2 protein-coding genes (1 of these 2 only partly in view) are annotated in these 14,439 nt (G+C 69.2%); both read right to left on the bottom strand.

Annotation, left to right across the window (positions count from 1 at the left end; translation table 11 throughout):
- The gene (locus tag ACEU5R_RS10375) at positions 1-1,824 is read right to left on the bottom strand and encodes an efflux RND transporter periplasmic adaptor subunit (protein ID WP_392410079.1); all 1,824 of its coding nucleotides are present in this window, start codon (positions 1,822-1,824) and stop codon (positions 1-3) included.
- A protein-coding gene (locus ACEU5R_RS10380) for a DUF4347 domain-containing protein (protein ID WP_392410080.1) crosses the window boundary here: on the bottom strand, positions 1,817-14,439 show its 3' portion. It continues 19,396 nt past the right edge of the window; only the last 12,623 of its 32,019 coding nucleotides appear in the window; its start codon lies beyond the right edge, outside the window; it ends in the stop codon at positions 1,817-1,819. The genes ACEU5R_RS10375 and ACEU5R_RS10380 overlap by 8 nt, the downstream gene beginning before the upstream one ends.

Raw genomic sequence — 14,439 nt, forward strand, 5'->3', positions numbered from 1 at the left:
CTACCCGAACCAGGCCCACCACTTCAGGCGCAGCCAGTCCATGAAGCCGTGGGTCCAGATCCAGGCGTAGCGGCGCTCGCCGATGTCGATGCGCCCCACGCCCTCCATGCCCGGGCGCAGCGTGGCGCTCTCGCCCGGCGTCAGGCTGGCCTCCAGGCGGAACACCGTCTTGCCTTCCTGGACCTGGGCCAGCGGCACGATGCGCGTGACCGTGAAGGGGATCTGCCGGTCGGGCATGGCGGCCAGCGCCACCCTGCCGGTCTGCCCCACCGCCACGTCGTCGATCTGGCGGTCCTCCACGTCCAGCCACAGGCGGTAGCCGTCCAGCGGCGAGAGCTTGAACAGCTCCTGACCGCGCTTGACCGCCTCGCCCAGCTGCTGGCTCAGGTCGCCGCTGACCAGCACGCCGTCGAACGGCGCGCGCAGGCTGGAACGCTGGATCTGCTGCCGGTAGAACTGGATCTGGGCCATGGCCTGGCGCGCCTGCGCCTGGGCGATGGCGGCGGCGGCGCTGTCGCCGCGCGCCATGGCCTCCTCGCCCTGGCGGCGGTACTGCACCTCCAGGTTGCCGGCGCGCAGCAGCTCCAGCTCGGTCTCGCGGGTATCCAGCACGGCCAGCACATCGCCCTGCCTGACCTCGTCGCCGGCGCGGCGGGTGGCCTCGGCGATATAGCCCTCGAACGGCGCCGCGACCACGCGCTGCACCACGCCCTGCACGGTGGCGGACGCGCCGACGCGATAGGGCCCGTGGGCCAGCGCGGCGAACAGCGCCAGCGCCGCCACCGCCAGCACCAGCAGCTTGCGGCCGATGTAGCGCGCGCCGAACAAGCGGCCCGCTTCGCGCAGCAGCGCATCGCGGCCCTTGCGCCACAGCGGCCGTTCCTGGCGCAGCCGCTGGTACAGCACCCGGCCCGCCAGCAGCGCCACGCTCTGGCACAGCTCGATGTCCTGGCGGTCGAAACCGCGCCCGTCCGGCCGCTCGAACAGCAAGGCGCCGCGCGCCTCGGCGTCGGGCGCGAAGGGCACGGTCAGCACGTGGCGGTTGCCGAACTCGCGCGCCAGCTTGTGGTGGGCGCGCAGCTGGATGGTGCGGCCCTCGTCCTGGGGCAGGCAGAGCGTGGTGTTCTGGTCCACGGCCTCGTCCATGGCCTCGGCCACCGCCTGCACCAGGTTCATGTTCTGCACCAGGCGGCTGCTGTGCGACAGCGCCTGCACCTTGATGCGCCCGTCCTGGCGAAAGCCGATGCTCACGCGGTCGCATTCCAGGCGGGTCGCTAGGTCGGTCACCAGCGTCAGCGCCACGTCCTTGAAGCGGCCCTCCTTCAAGGCGCGCGCGACGCTGTTGACGACGTACATCAGCCGCTCGATGGTCAGCGCGCTGTCGTTGCGCTCGCCCTGCAGCAGCCAGGCCTCCAGCACGCCCGCGCCCCAGCGCAGGGCCTGCACCACGGGCTCGGGCGGCTGCGGCGCGGTCTCGAAGGCGGCCACGCCATGCAGGCGGCCGCCCAGCACGATGGGATAGGCCACGGTCAGGGCGCGGCCGTCGGCGGCCACGGCCGTCTCGCGGCCCTGCAGGCAATCATCCACCAGGTTGTAGAAACCCGGCCCGGGACGGCTGCCGGCGGGCGTGGCGGCCGCCACCTCGAACGGCCCGGTGTCCGGCTCGCCCAGGATCAGCGCGCCATGGCGCAGGTCCGCGAGCTGGCTGGCCTGCAGGGCCACCCAGGCTTGCAGGAACGCCTGCCGGTCGGCGATGGAAGACAGCGCCGACCACCAGGCCAGGTCCGCGCGCTTCACCTGCGCGGCGACGATCGGATCATTCATCCTCGCTCAGGGCCTGCGCTTCCTCCAGCGGCATGTCCTGGCGGATCATGCGCACTCCGGTCTTGCGGCGGGCCTTGTTCTCCCATGTATTGGTTTTGGAATTGAACACCACCGAGCCGGTCGCGCCCAGCGCGCCGGACAGGCCCAGCACGCCCACGCCAGCCGCCAGGGCCGCGCGCTCGTCAGGCTCCCGATCCGGCTCGGCGGACGACCGGGGCGCCGCCTCGCCGGCGGACGCCCGCGGACGCGGATCCTGCTCCTGCCCGCTGGCCTGCGGCTCTTGCTGCTGCTCATCCTGCTCCTGACGCGCGCCGTCCCCCGGTGATTCCGTCCCGGCCGCGCCGGACGGCGCCATGCTCCGGCCTCCGTCAGATGCACCAGCACCGCCACGCATGCTGACTTCGCCATGCGTGGCATCGCCGGCAGCATAGATCGAAATGCCGCCGTCGTGGCGTTCAATGACGATATCCGGACGCTCCGGCGCCACGCTGACGCGGCCGCCATCCTGCGCGGCGTGGCCGGCGGACAGGAAGGCCACGCTGCGTTGCGTCCAGGCGCGTTCGAAAACCGGATGCGGCGCATGCCCCAGCGTGCCGGGCCAGGAATACAGCGCTTCCAGCGAGCGGGTGATCAGGTCGGGCGAGTTGCCGCCCGGGCCGAAGCGCGTCAGGTTGACGACGCGGCTGCCCGACAGATCGAAGTAGATGGCCGCGAAATCGCCCACCATCACGTCCTTGGAGAAGCTGCCCCGGAACATGTCGGAACCACGGCCGCCCAGCATGAAATTGCCGCCGGTGCCCGCCAGCAGGATGTCGTCGCCGCCATAGGCGATATCCAGCGTCTCGGCGACGCTGAAACGATCGTTGACGAACGTCACCCTGCCGTTGTCGCCGAACATGACGTTGGATCCCGCGCCGCTTTCCAGCACGTCGTTGCCGACGCCGCCGATCATCACGCCTTCGCCATTGTTGTAGAGCGAATTGTTGCCGCCCTGCGATGGGAAGGTGGAAGCGAAGGACAGGATGCGCCCCGCCGCCGTGTACAGCGCCTGCGCCGCGTTGCCGGCCATCAGGTTGAAGCCGCCGGCCGCCCGGATGCTGTCGTCGCCCATGCCGCCGAACAGCACGTTGCGCCCGCTGCCGACCGAGATGGCATTGCGGCCCGCCGTCGGCACATTGATGGTTTCCAGCGCGAGCAGGCCGGCGCCCGCCAGGTAACGGGCCTCGCCGCCCGGCGCGGCGGGATCGATGAAATCGCCCCGGTCGCGCAGGTAGTTGACCGGCGTCACCGTCACGATGCGGCCGAAGTTGGCGAACACGATGTTGTTGCCGTCGCCCGCGGTGATGGTGTTGCCGCCGACGGCCAGCCGGTCCGCCGCCGCGCCCACCGCCTGTCCGGCGGCCTGATCCGGACTCAGCACCAGCGTCAGCGCGTACAGCGAACGCAGGTCCGGCGAGCTGCGCATGTCCATGGGCGTCCCCAGGTCGAGGTTCAGGCCGGCATTGCCGAACACGATGTTGTTGCCCTGGCCGGCATGGATCGTGTTGTTGCCGCCGCCGCCGGCGATCAGGTCGTTGCCCGAGCCGCCGTAGATCAGGTCGTCGCCGGCGCCGCCGTACAGGATCACGCCCTGGGTCGCCCCGCGCGCGTCCAGCACGTTGTTGCCCGCCCTGCCGAAGGCCAGCGCCTGGCCCGCCACCCGGTGGCCGGGCGTGGCGGTGTAGTAGCGGTCGTCCTGGCTGGTGGAGCCGAACAGCAGCACCGGCCGGCTGGCGCCGCCCACGGTATCTCCCTGGACCACCAGCGTGTTGTTGCCGCCGCCGCCCTGCACCAGGGTCACGGTGCCCACGGGCGCATGGCGCACGGTGTAGGTATCGTCGCCCTGACCCAGCATGGTGTTGACCGACTGCACGCCGTGGAAGACGATGCCGCGGTCATAGCCATGGATGCCGGCTTCGCTGGCCTGGAAGATGCTGCCCGCCGCCGCGCCCACGCCCGGCGTCATGCCCAGCCCGGTGATGCGGCCGAAGTCGCCCGCCTGCGGGTTGTTGTACAGCCTGCCCAGGCCGCTCAGCTGCCCGGCCATGTCCTGCATGCCCACCTGGCCGGTGAGCGTGCCGTCGTCGAACAGGCGGATGCGGTTGTTGGCCGCGGCCGTCGGCGCCTGGCCGGTATTGCGCGCGCCCAGCGGCGCGTCGGTCTCGCCGGGCAGGCCCACGCCGGCGCGCAGCGTGCCGTCGTAGTCCGGCTTGTCCAGCGCGCCGCCCTCGATCAGCAGGCTGCCCTGGATGCCGGACACGTCGTGCGGCTGGTCGGGATAGTTGGCATAGCTCACGCCCGTGACCGGATCCACGACGATCGTTGGCTGGTCGGTGGCGCGCGGCGCGCGCACCTTGCCCGGATCGTTGGGCGGTCCGGCGTGACCCGGATCGGCCACCGGCACGACGATGGATGGCAGGGCCACATCGTGCATGCCGGGCAGCGTGGTGAACAGCGTGGCCGACAGCCGCAGGTCGCGGCCGGCCAGGCTCACCGGCGGCAGGCCGATGCCCGGGCCGTCCTCCAGCTTGACCAGCACCTGCCGGGTCGTACCCCAGCCCTGCCCGCCGACGCCATTGGCGTCGAACGCCAGCACCACGCTTTCATGCCAGGTCTGACCGCCGTCGGTCGACAGCAGCAGGCCACGGCCCTGCAGGCCCTGGCGCACGGCCGCCAGCCCATCGGCGGCGGACAGGCCCGTGCCTTGCGTCAGCGAGCCGTAGAGCGCGGACGCCAGCATGGCGCTGGTCAGCGACACATAAGCCTGGCCGCTGGCCGGACGCGGCAGGATGCCCATGTCCAGGCTCACCGACAACGCCAACGGCGCGCCGCCGCTGCCGTTCAGCGCGCCCGGCTGGGCGGTGACGACGACGGGCTGCTTGCCGTCCAGCACGCCGTGCGAGCCGTCGCGGCCGCTGACGATGGTATTGCCCGCCACATCGCCCGACAGGTCGAAGGTATTGCTGCCGCTGCCGCCGATCAGGGTAGTGATCACGTTGCTGCGCGTGGACAGCACATAGATGTGGTCGTTGCCCTCGCGCGCGTCCAGGTTCACCCGCTGGATATTCTGGTAGCGGGTGTTCAGCCCGGCGCCGCGCAGCCCTTCCTGCGTCAGCACGAAGGCATCATCCTCCTCCGTGCCCAGCGTGGTGTACGTGTTCACGCCCTCGCCGCCATCGATGGACAGTTCGCCGTTGAGCACGTAGCCGCGCGCGCCGCCCGCCTGCGCCTGATCCTGCTTGAAGGCGTAGACCATGAAGGCGTCGTCGCGCTTGCCGCCATGCAACGCCAGCGGCGCGGCATTGCTGTAGATGCGGAACACGTTGACGCTGTTCTCGGCGCCGTAGATCGTCATGCCATGGCTGTTGCCGCGCGACAGATAGCCCTGCGTGGTGCGCACGGTATCGATCCGGTCGCCCGCCGCCACACTGGGCGGCAGCCGGTCCAGCCCGTACAGCTGGCCGATCTGGAACTCGTTGCGCTTTGCCGGATCGCTGCCGCGGCCGCCGTCGATGACGACCTGCGTGCCGGTGTCGTCGATGTAGAAGCGATTGCCGCCGTCCACCGCGTTCAGGCGCAGCCCGCCCGTGCTGGTCCGGTCGTAGTTCACGCGCTGCACCGCGTCGGCGTAGCCCGCGCCCTGCGGCGTCAGCTTGGCCAGATAGCCGGCGCGCAGCAGGAAGGTCTCGTCCTGCGCGGTGCCATTGATGGTCAGCTGGTTGACGCCCGCCAGGTTCTCGCGGCCCTGCCCGTCGGAATGATGGACATTGATCAGCACGGAGGTCAGCGCCTCGGCCAGATTGACGATGACGCGGTTGGAGCCCGCGCCGCCGTCGACGTCGACGCGATCGACCTGACCGGGAACGGTCTGCCGGCTGGTCAGCGACGGCAGCTTGTCCAGCACGATGAGGTCGTTGCCCGCTCCCCCGGAAATCGACACGCCGCCCGCCAGCGCCCGCGCCGACAGATAGATGTAATCGTCGCCATCGCCGCCCAGCACCGTCGCGCCAGCCCCCAGCAGGATCTGCGACATCCAGATCTTGTCATTGCCGGCGCCGGATTCGACGTGCAAACGGCCCAGGAAGTCCGCCATCGACAGGCTGATGAGATCCTGGCCGTTGCCGGTCAGGATCGTCGTCGCGCCATGCTGGACGGTCTCGGACAGCAGCACGCGGTTGTCGCCGTCGCCCGCGTCTATCCTCAGCATGCCCTGGCCGACGGTCCGCGTCAGCGTGATCTGGTCGGCATCCCTGCCGGTGACGATGGACGTATCGCCGCCCACCGTAACCGTCTCCAGCGCGACGACATTGCCGCCGTCGCCGGCGTCGATCGTCAGGCCGCCGGTCAGGCCGCTGTTGACCAGCGTGATCTGATCCGCGTCCTTGCCGGTCGTGATGCGCGTATCACCGCCCACCGTCACCGTCTCCAGCTTGACGACGTTGCCGCCGTCGCCGGCGTCGATCGTCAGGCCGCCGGTCAGGCCGCTGTTGACCAGCGTGATCTGATCCGCGTCCTTGCCGGTCGTGATGCGTGTAGCGCCGCCCACCGTCGTGGTATCCAGCTTGACGACGTTGCCGCCGTCGCCGGCGTCGATCGTCAGGCCGCCGGTCAGGCCGCTGTTGACCAGCGTGATCTGATCTACGTCCTTGCCGCTCGTGATGCGCGTATCACCGCCCACCGTCACCGTCTCCAGCTTGACGACGTTGCCGCCGTCGCCGGCGTCGATCGTCAGGCCGCCGGTCAGGCCGCTGTTGACCAGCGTGATCTGATCCGCGTCCTTGCCGGCCGTGATGCGTGTAGCGCCGCCCACCGTTGTGGTATCCAGCTTGACGACGTTGCCGCCATCGCCGGCGTCGATCGTCAGGCCGCCGGTCAGGCCGCTGTTGACCAGCGTGATCTGGTCCGCGTCCTTGCCGCTCGTGATGGACGTGTCGCCGCCGACCGTCGCCGTGTCCAGCGTGACGACATTGCCGCCGTCGCCGGTCAAGATGGACAATCCGCCGCCGACGCGCGTGCCGATCACGGATACCGTGTCGTTGCCCGCGCCCGTCTCGATGCGCACGCCGCCCGAGGTTTCGGTCGACTGCAGCACCACGCGGTCATCACCGTCCTGCGTGGACACCGTCAGCAGCTGCTGCGCGATCAGGCGCGCGCGGATCTCGATATCGTCCTGGCCGGACCCGCCCAGGATCTGCATCGTGTTGCCCTGGGTCAGCAAGCCGTTGCCGTCCAGCGCGCCGCCAGCGTCGGCGGTCGCGCCGAAGCGGACGGTGTTGGCGCCGGTCTCGCTGCCGTGGATGACGATTTCCGGCGCCAGCAGGCGGCCGTCTATAGTGATGGCCGAGGCCTTGCCGTAGGCGCCGCGGTCATCGCGGTCCACGCGCAGGTTCATGCGCTGTCCGGCCGAGATCAGGCCGCCGGGCTGACCATTGGACGGAGCGGCGACATACAGGTTGTTGCCGGCCAGCAGGCTGGCCACGCCCACGGCGCTGAGCGCCGAGCCGGCCGCCACATGAATGTCCCCGCCCACGCCAGCCGCGCTGGAACGCGCCGCCAGCCAGACGTTGCGCGCCTCGATCCGGCCCACGTTGAGCGCCAGCGTCTGCGTGGCGCCCTGCGCATCGTCAGCCTGGGCCACCTGCACCAGCGCGACGTCGCCGCCGGCCGTGGCGTTGAGCGTGGCCTGCGGCCCGATGGCCGCCACGATCAGCGCGTCGTTGACCGCCGCGCCGGCGGCGTCGGATTGGCCGTAGCCGCCGACCGAGCCGGCCGCCGTGAAATACAGGCTGCCGCCGATGACGACCGGATCGGCGCGGCCGGCGGACAGGCCCGGATGCGCCGTCTTGTCGTTGACGATACTGGCCTGGCTGCTCAGGCGGATCTCGTCGCGGTTGCGCGATTCCACGTGCGCCAGCGCCAGGTCATGCGCGCCCAGCTGGCTGATCGCCACGGCCCCCTGGGCCAGCGCGATCAGATAGCCGGACAGATCGGTCAACAGCGGCTGCGCCGCCACGCCGATGCCGCCGGACAGGGTGCCCAGCCAGGCATTGCGCGCGGTCAGCGCGGCCTGGCCCGGCGCCGTGCCGTTCAGGATGTCTTCCAGCGCGTAAATCCGCGCGTCGCCGCGCAGGCCATTGCCGTCCGCCACCGTCACGCCGCCCAGGCGCAGGCCATGCAGGCCATAGACGTTCAGGCTGGTTCCGGCCTGCGCCTTCAGCACGGCCTGACTATCGCTGGCCGACAGATTGACCAGCACGGGCGACCCGTCCGCCGACAGGTCCGCGCCCAGCTGGCCGACGGACTGCCCCGCGATCAGGACCACCTCCCGCGCATAGCCCAGCGCCGCAAGCGCCTGCGCGCTCAGTTCGCTGAGCGTGACGTTGGCGTATTGGCGCTGGCCCGCCGCCGTGGCGTTCAGGATCGACTGCCCCGCCTGCAGCGTGACGTTGCCGGCGGCGATCACCTGGCCCACGCGCAGGTTGGCGTCGGCCTGGTAGCTGGAGCCGGCCTGGGCCGTGCCCTTGGTATTGGCCAGCACCAGGTTCAGGTCGACGCCGCCCTGCTGCGCCACCCGCGCCACGCCGCCCGCCTCGACATAGAGCGCATGGCCCGCGCCCAGATTGAGTTGCAGCGCCTTGGCGCCGTCGTACTGGTAGATGCCGTTGGCGTCGCGGGTGCCCCCCACGATGTCGCGATTGGCGACCAGGCTGACCTGGCCCTGGCTCTCCAGCGTGCCCGCGTCGGTGCCGATGATGGAACCGCCCTGGGCGCTGACCGTGATGGTGATGCCCTTGGCGGCATGGATGTCACCCAGGCGGATGCTGCCCTTGGGCGAGTCCAGGCCCACCGTGGTGTCGCTATAGGCCGACACCACGCCGTCGACCGCCTGCACCGCCAGCGAGCGGGTCAGGTTGATGGTGAGATAGCGCGGATCGCGCATGTCGCCCACCAGCGCGCCCGTCTTCAGCTGCTGCGCGCTGGCGCCGTCCTGCGCCACGAATGGCACGTCGACGGCCTTCCAGACCGGGTCCAGGAAGCCGCTGCCGATGTCCACCACCTGCAGGCCGGCGGTCCGGGCCGCGGCGATGTTCGCCTGCAGCTGCGCCAGCTGTCCGCCGGTCGCGCCTTCCAGCATCCGGCTGTTGTAGACGAAGACCTCGCGGCTGTTCTCGAACAGGCCGAAGCGGTCGGCGAACAGGAATTGCAGTTCGGTGCCCGCCGCCAGCCTGGCGCCGAGCTGCAGCGCGGCATCGTTCGAGAACATGGGATTGACCGCCCGCCACAGGCTGGCGTCGGTGAAGTCCACGTGGGCGCGGTCCAGCGAGACCGTGCCGGCGGGCCCGATATAGCGGTACAGCGTGTGATAGACGCCCGCCAGGTTGGCGGCATTGGCGCGCGACAGGATGGCCTTGTCGGCCTCCGGCAGCGCGTCGAAGATGTTGGCGCGCTGGTCGCCGCTGATCGTGCTCAGGTCGGGCAGCTTCAGCGTGTATTCGCCCAGCTGCGCGCCGATCGAGCCCTGCCCCGAGGTGCGCAGCGTGATACCCTGCCCCGCCTTCACATTCAGGAAGCGATCCGCCGGCGGCACGCCTTCGGACTGGCTGTCGATATCGAAGACCTTTTCGTTGATGGTGGCCGACACCGGATACAACAGGTTGTTCTCGATATTGCGCAGCGTCGCCGCCGAGAAATAGAAGAAGTACCCGGTCCGGTAGCTGCTGCCGTACAACGCGATCTCGTCGGCCGTCTGCGCCGGCGCGTCGGTCTTCTGGACATAGTTGCGCACGTAGGCCTGCGCGCTCGCCAGGTCAGTGGCCTTGAAGTCCACCGTGACAGCCTTGCCCATGCCGGGATACAGGGCCAGCAGGGCATCGTTCTGGCCCGCGCCCGTCTGGTAGAGCATGGCGTCGGCCAGCGTGGCCGCCAGGCGGATGCTGCCGTCGGCGCCGACGATGGCGTAGTACGCGGTGTCGGCCCGCAGTCCGCCGACCGCGTCGCGGAAGTAGATCTCGTCGCCGGTCGCCAGCGCGCGCAAGCCGCCCTTGCCGTCATCCACGATGAACATGTTGGCGAGCTTGAAGCTGCCGTCGGCCAGCCCCGTCAGCGCCGAAGACGCGCCCACGGTCGAGGTCAGGCGCTCGCGCCAATAGTTGTGGTACTCGGCCGTCTGCGCCAGTTCCTTGTTCACGGCGTAGTCATAGACCACCTGGTTGCGCACCGACTTCACCAGGTCCTGGACGCCCGCCAGGTTCAGGCTGGACGGCAGGTGATTGGGGTCGTAGGCCTGGTTCTTGAACTGCTCGTGCAGGGCCTGCATCTGCGCGCTCAGGCTCGCCGGATCCGCCACGGCCTGGGCCTGGAACAGATGCGTGCTGACCGTGAACATGCCGCGCAGATTGGCAGCGGCGAATCCCGTCAGCAACTGCGGCATGATGCCCGCGTCGGTGAACAGCGATTTAATCAGGGCCTGCCCGTCCGGCGTCTGCCTGAGCTGCTCGAACTGCTGGTACAGCATGGCCTGTTCCTTGGACGCGAACAGGCGAACGCGGTTGCCGCTCTCGACCAGCACGTAGTAGGCCACGTTGTTCTGCAGGCTGATGGTCTTGCCATCCTTGGCCAGCGCGTCGTTCAGGTAGACCCGGTCGTAGTTCTGCAGATTGCGGTAGCCGGTCACGTTGCCGGCGGCATCGAGCACCGGCACGATGTCGGTCTTGGTCAGGGTGATGACGTCGTCCGTGGCGACGGACGCGCCGCTGGCCGAGGCGTCCAGCAGCCTGACCGAGATGGCGCCGGGCGTGGCGCCCACGGCCTTCAGGATCTGCTCCAGCGTCAGCACCTCGCCATTGGGCAGGAAGGCGTTGTCCGCCGTGTCGGCCAGCGTCACCACGCGGCCGTTCACGCTCTTGATGTAGTAGACCAGCGTCTGGCTGGAGCCGGCGAAGCTCAGCTCCACGCGCTGGCCGCGCGTCAGCGCGTCGTTGCCGGCCAGCGTCAGCGAGGCCGCGCCCTTGGCGGCCAGCGACTGCTGCGCGAAGCCGGAGTCGACCAGCCGGATGCCCGCGTTGACCACCATGCCGCCCAGATCGATCGGCTTCTGGCTCCAGTTCGGATCATTGGTGTCCAGATTGCGGTAGGCGTACAGCGCCTTGAGCTGCGATTCCTCGGCGTAGACATCGCCGGCGAACACGATCCGGCCCTTGAGCCAGGCGCTGTCCGGGCTCTGGGCCGTCAGCGGATTGCCGAACTCGTCCACCACGGACACGATCTTGAGCTTGCCGTTGTCGTAGACACCCAGCTGATGGCCCGTGCGCGTGGTGCCATCGTTGGTCATGAAAAGGTCCAGGCCGGTCAACGAAATGTTCTGGCCGCTGGCGAGCAGGGACTTGATCGCGTTGAGCATCTGGATGCGCGCGCCGTCGCTCAGGTTGGACGCGCTCAGGTCCCAGCTGAAGCCGTTGCCCAGGCTCACATAGTTGCCATACCTGGCCGCGCCGCCCGTCGTCGTCTCGGTGTACTGGTAGAAGGTGAGGTTCTGATTGCCCCACCAGCCCCAGGCCGAGCGGCTGTCCACCGCGAGCGAGCCCTGCATGAGCGCGGTCGCGCCCAGGCCGCGCCGGATCGCATAGGCGATCTCGCCCTTGTTGTCGCCCTTGCCCAGGCCCGTCAGGCCGAAGGTCAGTTCGGACGGCAGCTGCTGGGCGACGACGGTGTCGCTGCCGTCGCGCACGTAGTAGTGCTTCAGCGTGACGGTATCGTCCAGCACCAGCGACAGATAGTTGTCCGGGTGGTAGATGCCCATGGACACCGAACCGTCCGCGCGCTTCAGGTCGAAGGACTGGATCCGGCGCGTGACCTCGACGCCGTCGATGGTCAGCTTGATCTCGCTGCCCACCAGGCCATTGGCCGGGTCGTTGAGCCAGGCGACGTATTCCTGCACCGACGAGACGGTGGCCGGAATCTGCCAGCCCAGCGCGGCACCGGCCAGCGCGATGGTATTGCTGGTGACGCTGCGCTGGATCACCGAGCCGGCCTTGCCCAGCGCGGTGTTGGTCAGCAGGTCGTACAGCGAACCCGGGCCGGTCGGGATCTTGGCCGAGGGATGGGCGGTGTTGTAGGCGTTGATCGCCGCGATGACCGCATTCGTGATGTCGCTGTCGCCAGCCGGCGGGTTCTTGACCTGCGTTCCGTTGGCCGGCACCCCGGGCCGCGCGGCCTGGACCTTGTCGGCGTAGTTCTCGCCGCCATACTCGCCGCTGCCGCCGCCCAGCACCACATTGAGCGACACGTGGCCGTTGGTCGACGCGGAGATGCCCACATAGGGCGTCTTCAGCGTGATCAGCACCGTGTCGAAGTCCTGCGATCCCCAGTACCCGCCATTCTTCATGACCGGCAGGATCTGGTCGATCAGCAGCTTCTGGCCGCCGATCTCGACATAGGTGTACTTGCGCAGCGCGGCCAGCACGTCGGCGCCATTGCCGCTGGCGGCCAGCTGGTTCAGCTGCGCCTGCGTGAACGTCATCTGCAGGACGCCGGACCCCAGGGTCGAGGCCGGCAGCGTCGCCGGCAGGGTGAAGCGGATCGGCAGATTGGCGTTGGACGTGTCGGTGGCGCCGGCCAGGCCATAGGCCGGGCCGAACAGCACGCCCTGGCTGCCGGCGGTGTAGCCGAGCGAGGCCATCGACACCGGCGCGGCAAACAGGCCGGTCGCCGAATCGTAGACCGAGAACTGGAAGCGGTAGTTCAGGCCGTCGTTCGACACCGCGATCAGCTTGCCCAGGATTTCCTGGCGCGCGTTGCCGTTCAGGCTGTTGTTGTACGCCAGGCGCACCAGGCGCCCGCCGTCCACCGCCGCCTTCAGCAGGGCCTCGTAGTCGCCGGCGCGCTCGAAAGCCACGGCCAGGTAGCGCCCATCGCCTTCGAGCTGGGTGCTCAGGAAGGTCCCGGCGCCGCCCAGCGTGATGCTGGCCACCTGCAATGCCCGCACGCCCGACCAATAGCCTTCGTACCGCGCGATCTGCGCGTTCAGATCCGCCAGGATCCTGGCCGTGACCGTGGGATAGGCCTTCTCGGTCGCGGTGCGGGTATCGGCCTTCTCGCCGTCCAGCAGCGAGCCGCCGTTGAGCGTGATGCTGACACTGCCCAGCTGCGAGTACACCGAGGCCTGCGGATTGACCCAGTTCACCGGCTTGACCAGCACCAGGTCGGCGTTGGCCACGTTCTGCGCGATGTAAATGCTCTTGTCGGCGCCGGCCACGCCGCCGGCCAGTCCGGCCTGGGCCGCGAAGCCCTGGCGCGCATGGATGGACAGCGCCTTGGCGGCCGAGCCGATGGCGCCATAGCCGGCGTTCAGCTCGACGCGATTGCCCAGCACCACGGTGTCGTTGCCGGCCGAGGCGTGCGCGTAGATGCCGTTGAGCGCCTCGATATAGACGGTCCCGGCCGACGAGGCCACCTTCTGCAGCATGGCCCGGGAGCTGGTGCCGCCCTCGGAGAAATAGGTCAGCCGGATATCGTTGCGCGCCTCGGCCCGGGTATAGCCCGCCGAACCCATGACGTTCAACTGGATGGAACCGCCCAGCGCATAGGCCTCGACATTCACCGAGGCGGTGCCCGGCTGGATCTGCCCATTGGGATCGCGCGCCAGGATGCCGACCTCGCCGCGAGTCGTGATGGACGTCGACTTCGACGACGACACGGCCTCGATGCGCACGGTCTTGCCATTGCCGACGATCACGTTGCCGCCCAGCGTCACGTCGCCGTTGCTGCGGATATAGACCGCGTTCGGCTGCGAGCTGGAGCCCAGGAACGTCAGGTTGATGTCCTGCGAGGCCGGCACGTAGAAGGTATAAAGCTCCTGCTGCTTCTTCTCGACCACCTGCGTCAGCGTGGTGGTCTTGGTGCGCAGCCAGCCGCCGCCGCTGGAATGCGGCCCGTCGTTGCGCACGATGACGCTGGTGTTGTACTTGCGGTAGGTGACGACGAAGTCGGAACTCTCCAGCTGCTGGCCGCCCACCGTCACCACGCTGAAGCGGCCCAGTCCCGGAATGTAGATCGGCCCGTTCGGGTCCGCCCGCAGCTCCTGCTTGCCGCTGCCTTCCACGTAGTTGGGCAGGACCACGTCTTTCAGCTTGCCGCTGGCCGCGAGCTGGTCCCGCAGCACGCCCGGCACGGAAGATTCACTGGTATAGGCCACCACGGTCGACACCAGCACCGGGCGCGACTGCGCATAGGTGACGTAGGGGCCCTTCTTGGTGGTGTTCTTGTTGGTCAGCCAGCCCAGCGGATCGACGCCGTCGCCGATCAGGTTGAGCTGCTTGGTGACGTAGGTGGTCGTGGTCGTTTCGCTGGATTCCCAGCCCATGACCCAGACCATCACCTGGCCTTGGGCCGGCTTGTAGGTCGTGGTCAGCTGGCCGCCCAGGTTCCCCACCACGGCGCTGGAGCCGGCCGTGTTGCCCGGGCCGCTGCCGTTGTCGTAGACCCAGACCCAGCCCGGCTGCCCCACGCCGGCATTCGTCACCTGGACGAACTTGTTCCAGACCGTGTGCACCACCTGGTCCGCGCCGTTGAGCTCGT

Source organism: Achromobacter sp. 413638, from assembly GCF_043119405.1.
Lineage (GTDB): Bacteria > Pseudomonadota > Gammaproteobacteria > Burkholderiales > Burkholderiaceae_B > Achromobacter.

What these genes read in the sequence shown, in the direction of transcription:
- ACEU5R_RS10375 (WP_392410079.1), bottom strand. Translation starts at nt 1,824, where the DNA reads ATGAATGATCCGATCGTCGCCGCGCAGGTGAAGCGCGCGGACCTGGCC.